Annotated in this window: 10 protein-coding genes and 6 pseudogenes; 11 read left to right on the forward strand and 5 right to left on the reverse strand. The window is 57.4% G+C overall.

The window, feature by feature from the left end:
- Positions 1-328: 328 nt before the first annotated feature.
- Positions 329-523: pseudogene (locus DCG74_RS38095) on the reverse strand (response regulator transcription factor); the annotation flags it as partial.
- Positions 524-1,009: 486 nt separating this feature from the next.
- Between DCG74_RS38095 and DCG74_RS38100 the strand changes: the two are divergent.
- Together DCG74_RS38100 and DCG74_RS38105 are read left to right on the forward strand one after the other, a co-directional pair.
- Positions 1,010-1,220 (forward strand): annotated as a pseudogene (locus DCG74_RS38100) (isocitrate lyase/phosphoenolpyruvate mutase family protein); the annotation flags it as partial.
- Between the two features lie 895 nt (positions 1,221-2,115).
- Positions 2,116-4,308, forward strand: coding sequence for a hypothetical protein (locus DCG74_RS38105; protein WP_172789601.1), 2,193 nt, complete (start codon positions 2,116-2,118; stop codon positions 4,306-4,308).
- A gap of 206 nt (positions 4,309-4,514) precedes the next feature.
- Here DCG74_RS38105 and DCG74_RS38110 read toward each other — a convergent pair.
- Positions 4,515-4,835: pseudogene (locus DCG74_RS38110) on the reverse strand (IS701 family transposase); the annotation flags it as partial.
- Between the two features lie 91 nt (positions 4,836-4,926).
- On the opposite strand from DCG74_RS38110, the pseudogene DCG74_RS38115 reads away from it, so the two are divergent.
- The 8 genes and pseudogenes from DCG74_RS38115 to DCG74_RS38150 form a co-directional block, all read left to right on the forward strand.
- Positions 4,927-5,055 (forward strand): annotated as a pseudogene (locus tag DCG74_RS38115) (transposase); the annotation flags it as partial.
- Positions 5,045-5,284: pseudogene (locus DCG74_RS38120) on the forward strand (IS5/IS1182 family transposase); the annotation flags it as partial. The pseudogenes DCG74_RS38115 and DCG74_RS38120, both read left to right, overlap by 11 nt.
- Before the next feature lie 943 nt (positions 5,285-6,227).
- On the forward strand, positions 6,228-8,639 hold the full coding sequence (locus DCG74_RS38125) for a 2-aminoethylphosphonate--pyruvate transaminase (protein ID WP_210268590.1): 2,412 nt from the start codon (positions 6,228-6,230) through the stop codon (positions 8,637-8,639).
- Positions 8,640-8,670: 31 nt separating this feature from the next.
- Positions 8,671-9,729 carry a dhydrorhizobitoxine desaturase gene (gene rtxC, locus DCG74_RS38130; RefSeq protein ID WP_172789605.1) on the forward strand — a complete coding sequence of 353 codons (1,059 nt, stop codon included), beginning with the start codon at positions 8,671-8,673 and terminating at the stop codon, positions 9,727-9,729.
- Positions 9,726-10,541, forward strand: coding sequence for a gamma-glutamyl-gamma-aminobutyrate hydrolase family protein (locus DCG74_RS38135; protein WP_172789606.1), 816 nt, complete (start codon positions 9,726-9,728; stop codon positions 10,539-10,541). The genes rtxC and DCG74_RS38135 overlap by 4 nt, the downstream gene beginning before the upstream one ends.
- 9 nt (positions 10,542-10,550) lie before the next feature.
- Positions 10,551-11,573 carry a DMT family transporter gene (locus DCG74_RS38140; protein ID WP_257187522.1) on the forward strand — a complete coding sequence of 341 codons (1,023 nt, stop codon included), beginning with the start codon at positions 10,551-10,553 and terminating at the stop codon, positions 11,571-11,573.
- Positions 11,570-12,856, forward strand: a complete 1,287-nt coding sequence (locus DCG74_RS38145) for an ATP-grasp domain-containing protein (RefSeq protein ID WP_172789607.1) — start codon at positions 11,570-11,572, stop codon at positions 12,854-12,856. Before DCG74_RS38140 ends, DCG74_RS38145 begins: the two co-directional genes overlap by 4 nt.
- On the forward strand, positions 12,856-14,184 hold the full coding sequence (locus DCG74_RS38150) for a glutamine synthetase family protein (RefSeq protein WP_172789608.1): 1,329 nt from the start codon (positions 12,856-12,858) through the stop codon (positions 14,182-14,184). The genes DCG74_RS38145 and DCG74_RS38150 overlap by 1 nt, the downstream gene beginning before the upstream one ends.
- 1,234 nt (positions 14,185-15,418) lie before the next feature.
- Here the strand turns inward: DCG74_RS38150 and DCG74_RS38155 are convergent.
- Complete coding sequence (locus DCG74_RS38155; protein ID WP_172789609.1) at positions 15,419-15,934, reverse strand: hypothetical protein; 516 nt, start codon at positions 15,932-15,934, stop codon at positions 15,419-15,421.
- 109 nt (positions 15,935-16,043) lie between these two features.
- Positions 16,044-16,326, reverse strand: a pseudogene (locus DCG74_RS38160) (alcohol dehydrogenase catalytic domain-containing protein); the annotation flags it as partial.
- Positions 16,327-17,301: 975 nt separating this feature from the next.
- Here DCG74_RS38160 and DCG74_RS39180 point away from each other — a divergent pair.
- Complete coding sequence (locus DCG74_RS39180) at positions 17,302-17,631, forward strand: GNAT family N-acetyltransferase (RefSeq protein WP_373569543.1); 330 nt, start codon at positions 17,302-17,304, stop codon at positions 17,629-17,631.
- Positions 17,632-18,071: 440 nt separating this feature from the next.
- On the opposite strand, the gene DCG74_RS38165 is transcribed toward DCG74_RS39180, so the two are convergent.
- Positions 18,072-18,323 carry a hypothetical protein gene (locus DCG74_RS38165; protein WP_172789611.1) on the reverse strand — a complete coding sequence of 84 codons (252 nt, stop codon included), beginning with the start codon at positions 18,321-18,323 and terminating at the stop codon, positions 18,072-18,074.
- Positions 18,324-18,965 lie beyond the last annotated feature (642 nt).

An 18,965-nucleotide genomic window follows, 5' to 3' on the forward strand; every position in this document is an offset into this window, starting at 1 on the left:
GGCTCGCGCCGTCCGAGCCGCGTTTCGGTGATCACAATCTCAGCACGTCAGCCGCTATGATCACCGGATTTCAGCTTCCGACACATATCGAACCGCCACGCCAGCAAGGGGACGACGGACATTGGGATTCGACCGACCGTCCAACTTTCAAGAGTGTGATGCGCGTGCGCCGTCAGCTTAATTACCCTGTCCGCGTTGCGCCTCACCGTAGCAATCAGGGATGACATGGAAGTACGCACTGTTCATAGTATCAGCACCTCTATCATCGCTGTACACTTGCCACGTGACGTTTTCTTGTATTTCGCCACAGCGCCACCGAAACCGCGGCTCAAAGAAGACCCAAACGCCGCGCCTTGACGACGCACTGCGTCCGGCTGGTCGTTTCCAACTTTCGCATCGCATTCTTGACATGAAAATTGACGGTGTTCAGGCTCACTTTCAGGATCACTCCGATAGCCCAGGATGACTTCCCTTCCTCGACCCATCGCAAACACTGTCTTTCCCGTTCCGACAGCACAACCTCTCGCCTATCCGCCATGAATTTCTCCTGTAGTCCAGAGAACAGGAAAGCATCAGCAAATGCCATACCACTCAGTGGCGCCAGCAAACTGTCGGCGAGGCAGGACAAGTTCTTCGGCGATTGCCGCTCCATTCGCACGAGGCTGCCATCCTGCTGTAGCCCTATCGACGAGCTTTCGACATTGTCGTCAATCCGACGGCAGCATTACGACAACCGTGGCTGTCGATAATAGCGTCTAAATCTATGTGAGCCGGATATCGCCCTTTCCCTAAGCACTCCTCCCCCGAAGGAGTGTTGGAATTCTCTCTCAAGGCGTAGCACGGGCTCGCGAACCCAAGTCATTCATTTTGCATCCAAAGCCCTTCTTTCCAGCCTTAGGCGCGAGGCCAATCAACCCATAGCGAAAGCTATGTGTTCGGCGCGCCTCCTATGGCGATCATGCAAGCCTTTGCGGTCCCAATAAACTACCAATGCTGTTCATTGAGCGGCATCACGCCGAAACAATATGAGCAACGACGTTGGTGGCAATCTAGGTCGGCCGCCACAATCGCCCAGCGCTCAGGATTCAATGGGGCTCTCGGCGTCTGGTCTGTCGATTGCCAGGTCGCTGGGCTATCGTGAGGCCAATGAAGCTTCATGGAGCCAGCTCGTCCAGAGCGTCGAACGCATGGTGGACTCGACAGAGCTAGCTGTGCTCGTTGGTCAGGTGGAACGCCGCAGTCACGACTACAAGCGCCATGGCACGACATCGCATTTGCCGCTCTCGACATCGCAACCGGCCGGGTCATCGGCAAGTGTTACGGGCACCACGGGCCACGGAATTCCGCAAGTTTCTGATGAGATCGAAGTCCCGTGCCGGATGATCTGAACCTCCATCTCGTCAAGGACAATTAGGCAACCCATAAGACGCCGCTGATCCGTAAATGGCTGGCCAAGAGACCGCGCTGGCACGTCCACCTGACGCCAACCAGCTCATCCTGGCTCAATCAGGTCGAACGTTTCGTTGCCCTCATCACCGAGCGGAAAATCAGGCGCGGCATCTACCGCAGCGTGGCGGAGCTACGTGCTGAGATCACGTCCTTCATCGAACAGCACAACGCCGACCCGAGCCCATTCCGATGGACCAAATCAGCTGACGAAATTCTCAGCCTCCATCGAACGCTTCTGCGCTCACAATCAGCCAAGGCCTAAAACGCCATGAACTTGTGGTTTAGGACACTAGATTATGCGCGATGTCCCGCGTACGGATTTTCGCCCGAAACGTCCGCGCGCCCATTGCTGCGCCGATCGCGTGCAATTTCCAGAGGAAAATGAACCCCCAATGCAAGGCTTTCGAGTGACGGTGTGCTGCCCCCAGCGCGCTCGCGAAAATTCGCGATTCAGGCTGCGCTCATGTACTGCAGGTGATGATCCCGCAGCTGAGGCGGTTATCCCGGCATCCGCTCTCTTCAGCAGCACAGCAGCTGCGATGAAAGGTGGACCCGAGGCGACATGGGCTTGTGCATCGGGAAAAACGCTCTTGGTCAGCTACTCGTCAGCGAAGCGATTTAGCCAGGAAGGCTGCGCATTCTCGACTCTTCTATCGGAGATAAAATATGACGGGCATCGGCCGAGCTGGCAAATCGTACGTTGGAGCTGCAGGAGCCGACAGCACTGGGGTATCGAGCAGTTCGAGCCTGGAGTTCGGCCTCGTCCCTGGGGAACGCAGTCAATCTTTCGACGCCGTCGTGGAGCGGATGCGCTCCGGGCCTCAAGATAGAACCGCGCCGCTCGTGAACCGGCAACCAACTTCGGATGTGGCGGCGCCAACAAGAGATGAGGTTAAGGCAGCAAAGCGAACGTTGGGCAGCCTGCTTGAGGACTTTAACACTTGTCGTAGGGCAGCCAGGGGCGGCCGGACCTTGTCCGAGAGGCAAGAGCTGATCGATCAAGTTGTCAAGGCAGGCTCAGCAGTTCTGGACTACTACGCTGCTCTGCCACCAGGTTTGGCGAGGCGCATTCTGCCCGACGATCGGGCTCGCCAGCTCCGCGATGAGACGCTGGGCGCGGCCGACGAAGGTAACGCCGTGGCTGCTACGATTTTCGATGACCTGGAGAAGAGCAGACACAAAGCGGCAGCCCTGCTCGGCAGGATCATCCGCACCGCTTCGCCTGACCAGCTGAACCGCGTGCTTTCAGGCGTGGAGCCCTACTATGAGCACTGCATGGAGTGGTGGAGAAAGAGGGCATTGCGCTCGGAGCGGATGCAGTCCGTCTGCGCGGCTACTGCCGACCTACCAAGCAGCACGCCCGAGTTGCGGAAGTCCGAAGAGGCCGCGCTACGACTGCATACCGGCTATGCACTCAATACGAAGTACAAGTATCTGGAATCGCAGATCACTCTCGCGCAGCTCTCCCTAGCGAGCAGGTTGGGACCAGCCGTGCGAGACGCCCTTATCGATGGAGACGGCCGGGTGCGTCTGCTCGGGACCTTCATCGAGGATGTTGTTCCGGCATTCGCCTCGACGGCCGAGGCCGTGATGAACGGCAACGGAGCGCCGCTTGACGCTGAGCACCGTGACGTTCTGGAAGGAGTCATGGAGCGGCTTTCGGAATTTGCGTCAGGAGTGAGCGGCATGGTTGCCAGCCTGACGGACGCCGGCGCGGGAGCCGATCTTCCGTTAAAATTGCTGGATCAGATAGTGGAAGGTGCGTGGCTTACAGCGGACGAAGTCATGCGGCTGCTGGCACTTCAGCCAAAGACGCCAGCCACGATTGAACCGCCGGCTTGGGCTGTGCTGCCGGAACATACTGCCGGGGTGGGCGAAGGCACTGCAGCGCGCAGGAAGGGCAAAGGCAGGCGCGCAGCGGCCGCAGGCGAGGGGAGTTCGACAGCTGGGGGCGCTGAGCCGCAGCTCGCCGGGTCCGACGCTGGCACGGGCTCAACACGCAAGGTTATCGTACTCTCGGATCTGGGTACAAAGAAACTCACGAGCGCGGAGGAGGCCCGCGCGCGGGCGTCATCGTCGGCGAGCGGAAACCTGCTGATGTGGCAGGCTCCGCCCTCCAGAGAAGCGCTGACGGGAATGCTCAAGCGATTGGACGAACTTTTGCAGTTTGATCTGCCCGCTCAGCAAAGCGCCGTCTCGCAAGCGCGTCAGATGAAACCCGAGGACGCCGACCACGTCCTAAATATCGTCGTCGAGCGCCTCCACAGACAGGCCGCCGAGATCGAAGCCTGTGGGGCCGCGGTGGAAGAGCCTCGTCGAAGTGGCTTGCTCACGCCCGCGCAAGTGCCCGAAGTGCACGACAAGATAGTCCGGCTCAAGACGATGTATTCCGAGGTGCAGGGACAGGCAAACTCATTGAAGAGGCAAAGAGCCGCGATCATGATCGATTGCATGAAGAGCTATGGCTTTCCCTCGCAGAACTACCTTGAACAGTTGCGGGCGGCCGGGGAGTTGGAGCCTCCGGATCCTCCGCGCGCGTTGAGCGGCGATCCGGGGACGCTGTTCGAGATTAAGCTGCGGCCCAAGGCGCTGCGCAACGGTGCGGCGGCGAATCCGATGTGGGTGCACATCCATACGAAGCGGCCGGTACATGCGTGGCAGTTGGCGACGACGGTTGACGCCGAATTCGCCGCTTGCCATGTGAAATCCAATGAACAGCGCGGCTACAATCGGCACTGGCAGAGCGCGCGAGCCGCGATGGGGCACGAAAACGTCGTGATCCACCGCGGCAAGCTCACGCCTGCATTCTGTAGGTCCTTGTTGAACAGCACAGTTGGCAACCTGTCCGACGTCAGATAATTTGAGACTGATTAGGCTTTTCGCGAAGAGAGGCTCTGGGCTCATCTAAGTTAGCATTACAGTTGCATTTTTCGTCTCTGAGGTGAGCGCGGCGAGCGTCGGCCTGGTGAGCTCGCCTCCAGAGGATGCGAGAACACGGTCGATCGAGATGCGCCGTTGAGCGAGCTTGATAGCGATGCGACGGATTTCCTGGATCGACCAGCGGATCAGGAACGATGTTTGGTGCGCCGTCGTCGCGTTTTTTTGAGCGCTGGCTCAGCATTGGCCCGATGACGGATGACGGCCATCATGGCGAAGGCCAGCATGACGAGTGAGACATGGCGATGCCAGCCATGCCAGGAGCGGCTTTCGTTGTGATCAAGGCCGAGCTCGTTCTTGGCGGTTTCGAAGCTGTCCTCGATGGGCTAGCGATGGCCTTCTACCGACACCAGCTTCTGCATGGAGGTGCCCTTGGGGCACCAACTGGAGAAGAAGGCCAAGCTGCCGTAGGCGATGTTGCGGCGGATCCGAAGACCCCGCGTCCATTCCCTGGCAAGGTCGTCGTTGTATTCACTGTGACCTGCCACTGCGTATTTCCTCCAGAAGGAGTTAGAGTCCGGCCCGAAGAAGAACGGACAGATGAAGCGAGCAAGGTTCACGGAAGAGCAGATTATCGCGGTATTGAAGGAGCATGAGGCTGGGGCGAAGACAGCCGACCTGGCTCGCAAGCACGGTGTTTCCGAGGCGACGATCTACAAAGCGCGAGCTGCGCCGCCGCTCCGCCATCGAACCCATCATCGGACACCTGAAGGCCGATGGTCACCTCGGCCGCTGCTACCTCAAAGGCCGCGCCGGCGATGCGGCTAACGTCATCCTCTCAGCCGTCGGCCACAACTTCCGCCGCATCCTCGCCTGGCTCAGAGAACTCTTGTGCCTCATCCTGCTCCAGCTATGGCGCACGTTCGGCCGTCCCGCCCCGCTCAATTCGCCTTCTTAACGGACGACTACCTTCACCGGACGATCGGCTGGTGAGATGTCTCGCAGCGAGCGGCGTGTGGTAGCGAACAATGGATGCTGCCGATCAACCGATCAATTTAAATGATGAACCCGCCACTCATCCGGACTCGGCTCCGCGCACTCCCACCAAATCAGGACAACGTGCTCTGTCGTACGGCCGCTCGCCGAAAACCGCACTATGAATCCTCTGTCCTCTGCTCCTTACGTCAGCTTGTCGCCGCCAAATGAGAGCACGTCGGGAAAATTTACGTGAGAAAATCCCCGGAGAGGGTTGAACCGCCCGTAACGTCAAGTTGTACGATCTCCGAAATGGACAGTCATCGTCGTCCTAGTCCTCCACCAGCGACGGAGTGCAAATGTATCAAGTCCAAGGGAACGCATTAGGCTCCCGCTGCGAACCACCATCATCGAGTGTGCCAGGCATCGATAATCCGGGCACGTCGAGTCCTGGCTGCAGCGCCTTGCTTCCGTAAAGCGTGCCTGACCGGACAGGCTCACACGTAAATTGTTCGCAGGCTGGCGCTTCATAGCTGCAAGAGGGCGATCGCGCTCAAGCTTGCCATGCGTGACAGTGGATGAGAGCGTACGTTCGCGCCGGTTGCGCCCGAGTGCTTAGTGCCAAAGGCTACTTGGGAGGTCTGAAGGCCTCAATGAGGAGCTTTGTGAAAAATCGCTCTCCATCCGCGATGAGATATGGAGGTTGTCATCCGAGAGCCTTTTCGGATGCCGACGCGAAACGCGTCCACGGTACATGTCGCTTCATTCGAAGCTGTTGATGAGGAATGGGACGAACGCCACGGCGCTCCCTACTGTGCGTACTCAAGGTCATCGACCAATACAATGTTAGGAGGAATGGTTTGACAAGACAGCGGTCGTTGCTGACGCCTGGTCCATTATCATTATCGCTGGCGGTCAGGAGCCAGATGCAGCTTGATCTCGCGTCTCGCGATGACGAGTTCAAGGAGGTGACCGCCTGCATGAGGCGGCTGATGCTCAACTTGCTGGGAAACAGTGAGGAATATTCGGTGGTGCCTATTCAAGGAGGCGGCTCCTTTGCAATGGAGGCGGCCCTCTCCTCATTTGTGTCCCGAGCCCACAGGCCGCTCGTTTGCGTGAACGGCATCTATGGCGAGCGCATTCTTCAAATTTTGCGGCTGTGGGGTATCGAAGCACTGAAGCTCGTTAAGCGCGCGACGGATCCGTTGGATCCGGAAGAGATCAGCGAGTATCTGAGCCGAAATCCTGGCATTACGCACCTGTGTTTCGTGCATTGTGAGACGACAACCGGAATCGTCAATCCGCTGGACGAGATCGTGGAGGTGGCGAGGCAACGTGGCGTAAAGACTATCATCGATGGGATGAGTTCGTTCGGCGCCCTCAATATCGATCTGAGCCAGCGTGGACCTGACGTACTGGTCACGTCGAGCAACAAGTGCATAGAAGGGCCCCCGGGAGTAGCGTTCGTCATCGCCTCGCGCGAGCTACTGGAGAATGTGACTCAAGAACCGAGATCGTTTGTGCTCGATGTGAGAGATCAATGGCGCTCGCTCGAGCGCACGGGTGAGTGGCGGTCGACCCCTCCAACCCACGTCGTTCAGGCAACGACAATGGCTTTGAAGATTCTGCACGAGGAAGGCATCGATGCCAGGCGCTTCAGGTACGAGAAGGTCAGAAACGACCTCATCAAGGAACTCGAAGGGATAGTGGCTCCGTTGTTGTCCCCCGAGTTGCAGTCCCCGGTCTGTGTTGCGTTCAGTGCGCCGCCCGGAATAGTGGACCAGCCAGGATTCGATGGGCTGTATCGCCACTTGGCGGCCCATAACCTTTACGTCTACTCGAAGCTGCATCTTGCGACGCGGAGCTTTCGGGTCGGTTGCATTGGGGAAATCCAATCCAGCTGGATTGAGCAGTTGGGATGCGCCTTTCGTACATATTTCCGCTCCGGTCAGGCTCGGTCAGCAAGGCCGGCGTCGGGCCAAGAGGCATATGGGGCGCGCGTAAAGATGCCGGCTCAAGCAGCTGGGGACCGGCAGCTGCGGCATTCCGCCGAGACCGCTGTTCTGCATGCGGGCTATCGACGCGACCCGGTGACAAAAGCCGTCGCAGTGCCGATTTACCAGAACACAGCTTATGAACTCGATGGCGATCTAAATCACATCGCTGACGTCTACAACGTCAAAGCGGATGGGTTCACCTACACGAGGATTATCAATCCGACGACTCGCGCGCTGGAGAAGCGCTACGCCGCGGTCGATATGGGCAGCGACTCGCTCGCCGTTGCGTCAGGTCAAGCGGCAACGTTCCTTGCAATCGTCAACCTTTCAAGTGGCGAAGTAGGGGACAATATCGTTGCCTCTCCTTATCTATATGGCAATACCTGGAACCTGCTCCACAACACCTTAAAGCGTTTGGGAATCAGCGTGAGGACAGCAGATCCTCGAAGGCCCGAGACGTTCGAACGTGCCATTGATGATCGCACGATTTGCCTGTTCGGAGAGGTAATTTCGAATCCCTGTCTGATTCCGCTCCCCGTCAAACAGCTGGCGGAAATCGGCCGAAGGTACGGCGTGCCTCTGGTCGTAGACAATACGACGACGCCGCTGGTATGTCGGCCGTCAGACCTGGGCGCTGCAATTACGACGTACTCTGCAACAAAATATATATCCGGTCATGGCACGACGCTCGGCGGACTAATCGTTGACAGCGGCAAATTTAGCTATCGGGGAGCCTCCCGCTTTCCCTTGTTCAACGGTCCCGACGAAGCGCATGGCGGAATTGTCTGGCAGAACGCTGTGCGCGATGTCGATGATCTAGGAAAGAGCGAGTTTCTCCTCAAGGCTCGCATGACCTGGTTGCGCGATACGGGTGCAGCCATCGCCCCGTTTGCGAGCTTTCAACTGATCCAAGGGCTTGAAACGCTGCCGGTTCGCATGAAGCAGCACTGCGCGAATGCCAGGATCGTCGCCGGCGTTCTAAAGGAGCATCCTAAAGTGCGTCGCGTCTTCTACCCGGGCCTCTTTGAGGGCGCCGATCGGGAAATCGTCGATCAGACACTCAACACCGCATACGGACATGGGGCGATGGTCATGTTCGAAGTGGAAGACGAACTGGCCGGGCGCAAGTTCATCCAGAACGTTGACTTGATGTATCACGTTTCCAATGTGGGAGATGCCCGCACGCTCGTGACTCATCCTGTCTCGACGACCCACACCACTGTCCCGCGGGAAAAGCGCGAAGCCGCCGGCATATTTGGGGGCTCAATCCGGCTTTGTGTCGGCATCGAAGATGTTAACGACATCGTGCGCGATCTGGACAAGGCGCTTTCCGCAATCTGACAACCTGCAAGGCGATCAGGAAGAGGTTCTCATGAATCAGGCAGACGCTTGGAAACTGAGGTCATCACGCTATGAGGCCGTTCAATTCAGTCGGGAGATCAATAAGCAGCTTTCGGAGCTAAGGCCGGACAACATCACTGGGGCCGCCTACATCGTGAAAGATTACGCTGTCATCACAGCGTGCACGCTTGCGACCGTGTCTGTCTCGTGGTGGTTCTACCCGCTGGCCGTTCTCCTGATCGGTGCCTATCAACGCGGATTGACAACCATCGCTCACGATGCGGCTCACCGCACGCTCGCGAAGAACACGACTTGGAATTATGTCCTGGGTATTCTGTTCGCTTCCTATCCCTTGTTCCAGCGCCACTGGGCCTACCGGATCTCACATGTCTACTTGCATCATCCCTATCTCGGTGACCCGGACAAGGATCCAGACCTGAAGTTTTTCCTGGCCAGCGGCGTCTACGATGTGCAGCCTCCAGAGAGATATACTTTCAACATCATCTGGAAGCCGATCTTCGGCGGCGCGACAGTAGCGTATCTGAAATATCTTTGGACTAATCGGTTTTCGATCGAAGAGACCGAAGATCAGAGCCGCTCAGGCATACTTGTCGACAGGTATGGCTTCTATCTGTTCTGGTTCAGCATCCTGGCCGGGTCATATGCTCTTGGTCTGCTACATATCGTCGTCCTGTTTTGGATCGTGCCCTATCTCACCACGTTTCAGGTCCTCGGCTGGTTTATCGAACTCGCTGAGCATTCACCCATGTGCGAAACAGAGACGCAGAACGTCTATCTTACGAGGAATCGGAAAGGAAGCTTCGTCGAACGAGCCATTCTGGGACAGAATCTGGATGAGTACCACCTTGAGCATCACCTTTCACCCGGTATCCCGTTTTGGCTGTTGCGTAAGGCGCAGAAAATCCGAATGCAGGATCCAAGCTACGCGAAGGTCGCCGCCACCTGGGGCGGGCTCTTTGTCAAGGGACCTCAAGGTCAGCCTAGCGTCATAACTCAGTTGAAAGAGCGTAATCGGCGGCTGTATGAGCAGTCCGTTGCCGAGGTTCGCACGCGAGGCACGGTGGCGTGAGGTTGCAACAGCCCGAGCGCACCCAAGCCGTTGTCGCCGTCACTTCGAACCGTCTTCTGGTCGATGGTGTGCATCGCGACTGGTTACGGCGCAAGTACGTGCAGGCACTCCATCGTCATGCGGGAGTGGCTTGTGTCATATTGCCGACCGTCGACGCGGAAGATGCTATGGAGGGGGTCTTCCCGGCCATCATGCGCCGGCTGGACGGTCTGGTCTTGACAGGCGATGAATCGAACGTGGACCCCGCAGTCCTGTCAGCGCCCGCGTCCTTGGATCCTGATCGGCAGGATGTTGAGCCTGGGATCCTTGACCGTCCCCGGGACAGGCTCTCTGCCGTGGCCATAGAGAGCGCCATCGTCCTCGGAATGCCTATTCTGGGCATCTGCCGTGGGCTTCAGGAACTCAACGTCTATTTCGGCGGAACACTCCGCCCATCGCTTACGGAGTGGAGCCGAGAAAGCGGCGCCATGCATGCCGAGAAGCCAGATCGTCCCAGGGACCGTCAGTACGATGCCGCGCACCGCGTCAGGATATCATCCGATGGCGCACTCTTGCCAATCGCGCGAACGATCGAAGCGCAGGTCAACTCGCTGCACAATCAAGGCATCGAGGTGCTTGCCCCAGCGCTGAGGCGCGAGGCGTGGGCGCCTGACGGTCTGGTCGAGGCAGCGTCAGTGATTGGCGCTCCGACGCTGCAAATCGGTGTGCAATGGCACCCCGAATGGCACGTCTCAACCGACTTCCTCAGCAAGCAACTGTTCAAAGCATTTGGAGAGGCGTGTGTTGGGTACTGCCGGACTAAGAAGGGTTAGAGGCAGATCGTGATCTTGCAAACTAAACGTGGCCCGCGCGAGCCGAAAGGTCCGTCCTCCGAATCCGACGCGCGCGCCGGGGCTTCTGAGAGCTCCGCCCGGCTTGGCGGGGACAAAAAGGGTGGACGATTGACGAGTGGCTTCGCTCTAGGAGTGTTCTTTGTGGCGCTTTATGTCGTTCTGAGCGCGGCAGGGGAGGTTTATGCGGCATCGTATTTTCAGAAAGCGGATGTGTTCGTGGCGCTCCTGCTGTCTTTCGCGGTGGTTTGTATAACGTTCAACTTGTTGGCTCGCCATGAGCGAGGCGAAGCACGAGCCGGAAAATGGTCGCTCCTGGTCTTTGCCGCACTCAACGTCGTGACTGCGATCAGCTGGATCGGCCTATTTATAGGACTGAAATACGCTGAACCTGCGATCGTGGCCGCTTTCATGGTGGCGTTGGGGCCTGCCGCAACAGTGTGGTTGAACGCCCTGATCAGGCGCAGGGGCGCCCCGCCAACATCCGATATTGTCGTGAGCGCCGCGATTGCGACGATCGGGACTTACATGATTTGGATCTCGGCCAGCGGCAATGCGGGCGTGGAGTGGGGGGCCCGATCGTCCTTTGGCATCGTCTTGGCCATCGTGGCCGGCCTATCGCTCGCCCTCACGAATATACTTGTCAAGGTGCTGTTCGACCGCGGGTTTTCCGGCCGACAGGTCCTGGCGCATCGTTTTTATGGAACCATTCTGTTGCTGCTGGGGCTGGTCGACCATTCATCTATCGTGCCCGAGATCTCGCAGCATTGGTTTGCGATCGCAGCAATTGGGCTGTCGACGATCGTTTTGCCTTTGCTGTTGATTCAGCAGGGCATTCGCCGCGTAGAGCCCTTCACCGTCAACATGGTCCTGTCCACCGCCCCCATCGTCACCTTCCTGTTCCAGTACTTCGATTCTCGCATCGTGCCTTCGTCACATACGTTCGTTGGAAATGTCCTCATTACGGCTATCGCTGTTAGCAACATCTACTTGCAGTATCGGAGATCCGCATGAAAGAACGGAAATGTGTAGTCGTGGACGCATACTCTACCGGCCGCTACCTACCCGAAGAATTCAAGCGCTATGGAATTCGGACCGTGCATGCGATGTCGGCCGCACGGATTCCACCCATATTCCAAGCGCATTTCAATGCGGATCTGTACGATGAACTCATTCGCCCCGGCGAGCGCATGGGGTATGATGAAATCGTTGAATATCATCTTCAGGCTCTGCAGGGCAGAGAAGTTGAGTTCGTTATCGCGGGTTGCGAGTCTGGAGTCGAACTCGCCGATTCGTTGTCCGAGCGGCTGGGCTTACCTTCAAACGGGACCGCCCTATCGGCTGCTCGGCGTGACAAAGCACGATTGTCTTGCGCGCTGACCTATGCCGGTGTGCGATCGATCAGACAAGTCGTGTCTGACAATGCTGCAGAGATCGCAAGCTGGAGGCGCGAAGCGAAGTTCGACGAGATCGTGATCAAACCTCTGAACAGCACGGGCACCGAGGATGTATTCTTTTGCTCGACAGAGTCCGATATTCAGCGTGCTCTAAGCGCGATTGTTGGGAAGACGAACCGTGTCGGAGCATTGAATCGTTTTGCTCTTGGGCAGGAAAAAATAAACGGTCAACAATACACAGTAAACGCCGTCTCGATCCACGGAGATGCCTTGGTAACGGAGGCCTGGACCTATGACACCGTTCCTATCGAGGGGGCATCATCCGTCTGCTCACTCGAAAGATTGTTGGACGGCAGCGAACCAATCGTTCAGGAGCTCTCCGACTACCTGAAACGTGCGTTGCAGGCACTTCAGATCCTCGAGGGACCGGCTCATGCCGAGATCATTGTCGATCATCGGGGGCCCGTTCTGGTGGACTTCGGGGCGAGGCTTCAAGGGACTATGTCGGCAAAAGCACGAACGATGGCGTTGGGGCATAACCATGTCACGCTGACCGCTTGGCGCTACGCAGATCCCGAGGGCTTTGGTGAGTACATGAGGATGCGCGGGCCGTACAAGCGGAACGCGCACGCACTCTGTGTCTCCCTGATCTCCGACAGGGGCGGTGTCGTTGCCGGCTACCCGGGACTTCAAGCAATCCGCAAACTCCCGAGCTTTGCGGATGCCATTGCATTCGTTCCAATTGGTGAAGAGCTGGTTCCGACTATCGATCTGGCGTCGACACCGGGCATCGTCTATCTCGTGAATAGCGACATGAATCAGCTTAATGATGACTATCACAAGTTGCGAGAAATGCGGATGGATCAGGTGTTCGAATTCGTGGCGCGGGATAGCCAGTGATGGCAACTGAAGCAACCTTGACCGGAGCCACTCCAGCCCGCGTAGCGATGATTGGCGTAAGCGACTTCGACGGTGTGCTGCGAGGCAAACATGTCTTAGGTGAAGATCTCTCGGGTCAAGATAAAGTCATCAAGTTCTCTGAAGCGGTGCTGGCGTGGGATTGTTCGGATCGGGTCATCCCAATCAGTTTCACGCAGCAGCCGTTATCAGCATTTGGCGATGCTGACCTGCGTATTCTGTCTGCCACCGGCCGTTCGGTGTCTGATCTCGGCAATCAACATCTCTACCTCGCCGAGTTCGCGGGCGCACATGAGAACATCTGCCCGCGGGGTGTTCTGCGTAAGGTCCTGAGAAGGGCTGCTGACCTCGGATACAGATGCGCTGTTGGGTTCGAGTTTGAATTTATGTTGTTCAAGGAGAGCGCCGATACAATTGAGGATAAGCCGTTCAGTGAATGGGCTCCTTTAACACGCGGCCCGTTCGGCTACTCGATTATGCGCTCCGTTTCTCAACATGAGCTGTTCGATGAGATATTGGCGCTTTGTGAGAAAGCTAGAATACCTCTCAGCGGACTGCACTTCGAAACGGGACCGGGCGTGGTCGAAGCGTCACTTCGTCATTGTGATGCGTTGGAAGCTGCCGATCGAGCAACCATATTCAAATCGATCATAAAAGCATGGGCGCAACGGCGAGGCATGATGGCTACATTCATGGCCAAGGTTTCCGAGGATTGGCCGGGCCAGTCCGGCCATATTCACATTTCGATGTCCTCGGATGGTCAGAATGCGTTTCACGACAGCAATGCGGCCGGCAACCTCTCAAAACTTATGAGGCAATTCATCGCCGGACAATTGAACTACATGAACGAGTTTTGTGTGCTCGCTGCGCCGAACTTCAATAGCTACAAGAGGTTGGTGCCTGGCTACTGGGCACCAATCTGTCCAAGCTGGGGAGTTGACAACCGCTCCTGCGCGGTTCGCGCTATCTTGGGGGAGCCATCCGTCCATCGTCTGGAATATCGGCTGGCTGGCGCAGACGTGAACCCATATCTTGCGCTCGCATGTGCCATTGGTTCCGGAATATTGGGAGTCGAGACAGGTGTGGCACTACCCGCGTCGATCGCCGGTGATGCAAGTGTGGAAATGACTGCGAGACTACCTCAAAGCCTATCAGAGGCAACTTCTCGTTTCGCACAGTCAGCAGCGGCGAACGAGATTTTCGGAGAAAGGTTTGTTGAAGCATTTTCTTGCTCGCGCCGTTGGGAATGGGACGCCGTTCAAAATCGAGTGACCGACTTTGAACGTCGGAGATACTTCGAGATCATCTAGCTTGTCTTGACAGTTCTGTGCCTCATTCTTCTCGCAGCCATGTGAAGGGCGCGTCTCTCGTTAAGGAGAGGCCGTGGGGAGCTGATGAGGTCTGCTGCCAACTGCTCTGCGGCCGCAATTGCGGTTGCTTCGGTGCAATGCAGATAAGCTGTGCTCGACTTTTTCAAGAAGGAAGGCAAAAGGGGAATATTTGTCCAGTGGGGCGAAGCCGAAGAGGACGCGCGACGCTGTAGCCGAACCGCGGAGCCCCGCGCCCGAGACGAGGTTGGCGTAGATCGGTGCTGGCCAGGACGCGCCCCGCGCGGCGCTCTGAGTTCCCTGCCGGCGAAGAGGGCCAATCACTTTTGGTCCTGGATTCATGAGAGCGAGAAATGCTGCGCAGTGTATTTCGCGAAGATGCGTAAAGGATTGTCGCTCAAGCGCCGCACGAGGGTATCGCGCAGAACCGCCCCAGCAAATCTTGGGACGCGCGCGTACAAAGGCTGCAACAATGATCTTGCCTTTATCGGCTTCGAACGGGTGAGCGCATCACGCGAAAGGCCAAAGGACTTTAGGGAAGGCCGCAAGAAAGTACTGCTCCGGTGATGGCCCCGGTGAGGCCGCCTTCGCTGGATAGCGGATCAAGCAGCGTGAGTGACGCACGCGCGCTCGGACCGGACGCGAAGCGACGTCTCCGCGGCTGTCCTGATGGGTGCAGAAAACAGTGCCAAGCTAGCCACGCCTTAAAGACATGGCAGAGCTTGCTCTTGGCGGTGCAGTTGAGTCCAAATGAGCGGGTCGCCACTAAAATTAGCCGAGTTGGGATCAACAGCGCGCTACATTGCTGCGCCCGAGAAAGATGTGACAGGCCCATCGTCAGGCAGTGCCCCAAGACTAGTGGTTCGACCACACCGTCAAAGTCGATCAGTGCCGTCTTCGGTTTTGACCGGCTCTACAGGAGAGTACGCTTTGATAGACAAATAAGAAAAGATCGGCCGCTGAAGTACACCCCCGATGGGACGTAGATGAGTGCGGCTGAGACATCGTCTCATCCTACCAAATCACCGTCGACCGAGCAGACTCCGCTGGTCAGACGCTGCATCCGGGTAATGCAGTGTAGGAGTGTGGTCTTGCCGCACCCTGGAGGACGGACAGATTCCCGTGAGTCCCTTGGCGTGAACGCTGAATTGCAACCAGCGAAGAGTTGCGGGAGATCAGCTGAACGGCGACTGCGATATAGCCCAGCTCTGCTCGCTCACGTGCCCGCACCTGGGCCGTTTACTTCTACAACAAGAACGACAAGAACAGTCAGAAAGGCGACAATCAGAACTCCGAGGAGGATAGCTGTATTGCTTGATCGCGGCGTCTCTGCAGCTAGGAGATTAAAAGGCGGGGCCGCAGGATTGCACATCCCGTACGTCACCAGGGGGATGTTAAGCCTATCAGCGCCATCGAGGATATTGACTGTCAGGCGTTGGGGCGTGCGGATCATACATATAAGGCTGAGTTTCAGCGCCGCGGAACTGCCAGGCAGCTTGACCGGCCGGAAGTTGTTCGCCGGTTGACCGAGTGCGGCTAGCGTCGTTTGGCTGTCGTAGGGGCCGCGACTGCTGAAGCTTAGTAGCACCTCTCGGCGACTATTCTGCTTGAATGTCGCCACAGCTTTGACGCTCGAAGGACTTGCGCCAGCGGCAGCACTCGTTGCGTCTGAAAGTTCAGGTGCAAGCAGCATCAAAGTCAGGTGGAACAAGATGGATCGGATCAGCCTCATTAGAATTCCGAGATAGTCGCTGCGGCCTGCGTTCTTTGCGCCAGCTCCTGCTGTTATCCAGCAATTTACGTGCCTTCAAAAATGCGGTCCGGGCGGCCTAGGCCAGACCGTGCATTGCGATCACATGGCCTTCTCCCGTCACACGCTGGCCGCATGCAAGGCCTTGAAAGGCCGAGCCGAGATCAACTCTTTCGCCCGCGAACTCGTGGCCCACCACCATGGGCACAGGCACGGTTTTGCGAGCCCACTCATCCCAGCGGAAAATATGAATCCGTACCGCAAATCCCGGTCTTCTTGAGCCTGATCAAGAGATCAGTCGGTCCGATCATGGGCACGGGTTCGTCGCGTAAACAGAGTCCGGGCTCAGACTTAGCCTTGACGAGCGGCTTCATGTTAGAAAACTTACGCTTTGATTGATGCAGAGCACTGCGATCGCGCGCGTTGCGTAGGCATCAGTGGCGATGGCGCAATTGCGCGTGGCTGCGCGAGCGGAGACAGCAAATTCCATACCAACGTCGGGTGAAATCGCTAAGCGCCCTCTGCAATCGCCCGCGAGGTGGCTTCACGTCTTCGATAATCGCTTGCCGTAAGATTTTTGACACGGTATGGGCCGAGCGTTCCTGTGGGCCGCGAAGGCTCGGAGAGATTCGTAGGGATCGCCGGCTTCGGCGGCTGTTCTGCCCGGCCAGCGATCCGCCCAGCTGAACAGGATCACCCCGCGGAGCGGCTCCCGCACCTCACCGGCAGTTCGCGGGGGTCCGCGGCGGCAGGAGAGCGAAGGAACGTTGAAACCCTCGTGGGGTAAATGCCGGGCGTCTGAAGAGTGAATCATCTCACTCAACGTTGTGCGGATATTTACCTTCGGGTGGCTGTTGCGCATCAGCCAGCCCAGGCTAGCGCTTTCGCAAGCGCTAGCTCCCCGACGGCAACCGCGTCCCCGTCCCTCGAAGACGACATTCCACTCCAAGAAGCAAGACGAGCCGCACAATTCTTTGGCCTGGCTTTTGCTACCGCAGTTTTTTGGCCACGCGGTCGGTGCATTCAAAGCGCTAGAACGGTAGGGCCACAGTTCGGCACTGGCAGCGCAAGGAGGCACTATGCAATCCGCCAATGGGGACGCACTATCGATCAAGGCTATCGATCTTCAGGACTACTCGAGAGTCCTTGCGATCCTAACAACCGGATTTACGATGTGTCCTTTGTTGAGGTGGCTGTACCCTGAACCGCGGGAGTACCTGCAGCATTTTAACGGAGTTATTAAGCATTACTGCGGCAGTCCATATTCGAGCGGCGCATACCTTAACCACGGCGACAAGGGAGCCATCTTATGGGACACAGCTGGCGAAAAGCGCGACAACACCAGCATGATGGAATTCCTTCTAAGGAGCGTTCCTGCGCACCGTCGTTCCGAAACCGAAAGAGTGTTTGAAACGTTCGGTAAGTACCATCCGCATCAGCCGCATTGGTATGTCACTATGGTAGCCATTGATCCCATACATCAGCGATCAGGGCTCGCAGGGCATCTTCTTCGGCACGCAACCAAGATCTCAGATGCCGCGCGGAGACCTGTGCACTTGGAGGCGACCAGTCCGCACGCGATGCGACTTTATGCTCAACAAGGTTGGAGTGTTTTGACGGAAGTCCAGGTCGGCGGTTCTCCACCGTTCTTCCCCATGTTACGCCAACCAAAAGCGTGATCGCTTGAAATGTTCGCAGGGGCCTCTTGATGCTTGATCAACAACACCAAAGACGCATGGATGATCAATTTGAGACTATGAAGGCAGCGAACGAATCGCTCCTTGGTTATCCCTTCGCAAAAGGTTTCAGCTACGAATCGTTGTGGCGTTTCATGACTGCGTTAAGATTGGCGAATTACGCCCCTTGATATGATGCAGCCGTGAGCAGACGATGCGAAAAAGTGGACGCGCATGATTTCAACCCGCTCAATCCTGGTGGGTGTGAGGCTTACAAAAACGGGGGCCGAAGGCGGCAACCGGAGAGGGCGGCTAATAGAACTTCAATCAGCCTTGCGGACGAGGCGCCTGGCGGGATCATCGCTTCAGTCGCCCGTTTAAGTCCACGACAGATGGCTAGAGCGTGAGGATGAGTCAGCCCAATCGAGGCGGCCTCATTCGGTTCACCTGATGGTACCGACACCGTCTTTCACCGTGAGTGTGCCGTGGCAGGCAATATGGTACTTGCGCCCAACAACAGGCATCTCGTCTGCCTGGGAGAATGACGGCACGTTGATCGAGAGCTCTTTTACGAGAACTTCCTCATAACCGCCATCTCTCTCCATGATCACGCGCCATCTCCATTCGCCGCCCGGGCTTTCATCGGCCATTGTGTTGTAGCGGAGGCGAATCAAAGTACTCATTGAAGTGCCCATCGAGATCATCTCCGACCCGAGGGGTCGAAGGAAGCCATTGCCTTGTCCCAAACGAGGGCGAACAAGTCGTCAAGCCCAGGAAGCCTGTCCGCTGCCAGCGCCCTCTTTCGGCGTTTCAACTTAGCTCCTCGAAGCGCCTGTCCAATACATACAAACGTTTGTGCGGACCGATTTCGGTAGATGGCTCCAAAAGAAGCGCGCACGCCTGCAATCTCGCAGTTCTCATCGTGGCCTGCACGCGGGGGTGCCAGCGTAGCGAACTTTGCGGCCGCGTCCAGAAACCACGAATGCGATGCGTCATGATCGCGTCCTGGGACTCGCCGCGCCTGATATGGCCCTCACATTCCGGACACGCACGGGAGCTGCCACAGGTCCGGGCGCCAGCCCTGGGAACACCTTTCATTCTCGCCGACAAAACCTGGCTTGTCCGGGTCAATTTGCGTCAAATCCGGCAGACGCTCTCGATGTTCCCTGTGGGGCTATCAGTTGCCATTCCGTGTGCCGAGGCGTGCTCCATCGAAACCGAACAGGGCCCGCCTGTGGCATTGCTCCGTACCCGAATTGCCATCCGATTTCACTCATTTCGAAAACAATAGGCTATAACCGGCAGCCTTAAAAAGCAGGACAACGGAGTTGGGCTGC

It is taken from the genome of Bradyrhizobium sp. WBAH42 (assembly GCF_024585265.1).
Classification (GTDB): Bacteria; Pseudomonadota; Alphaproteobacteria; order Rhizobiales; family Xanthobacteraceae; genus Bradyrhizobium.

What these genes read in the sequence shown, in the direction of transcription:
- DCG74_RS38105 (WP_172789601.1), top strand. Translation starts at nt 2,116, where the DNA reads ATGACGGGCATCGGCCGAGCTGGCAAATCGTACGTTGGAGCTGCAGGA.
- DCG74_RS38125 (WP_210268590.1), top strand. Translation starts at nt 6,228, where the DNA reads ATGCAGCTTGATCTCGCGTCTCGCGATGACGAGTTCAAGGAGGTGACC.
- rtxC (WP_172789605.1), top strand. Translation starts at nt 8,671, where the DNA reads ATGAATCAGGCAGACGCTTGGAAACTGAGGTCATCACGCTATGAGGCC.
- DCG74_RS38145 (WP_172789607.1), top strand. Translation starts at nt 11,570, where the DNA reads ATGAAAGAACGGAAATGTGTAGTCGTGGACGCATACTCTACCGGCCGC.
- DCG74_RS38150 (WP_172789608.1), top strand. Translation starts at nt 12,856, where the DNA reads ATGGCAACTGAAGCAACCTTGACCGGAGCCACTCCAGCCCGCGTAGCG.
- DCG74_RS38155 (WP_172789609.1), bottom strand. Translation starts at nt 15,934, where the DNA reads ATGAGGCTGATCCGATCCATCTTGTTCCACCTGACTTTGATGCTGCTT.
- DCG74_RS39180 (WP_373569543.1), top strand. Translation starts at nt 17,302, where the DNA reads ATGGAATTCCTTCTAAGGAGCGTTCCTGCGCACCGTCGTTCCGAAACC.
- DCG74_RS38165 (WP_172789611.1), bottom strand. Translation starts at nt 18,323, where the DNA reads ATGGGCACTTCAATGAGTACTTTGATTCGCCTCCGCTACAACACAATG.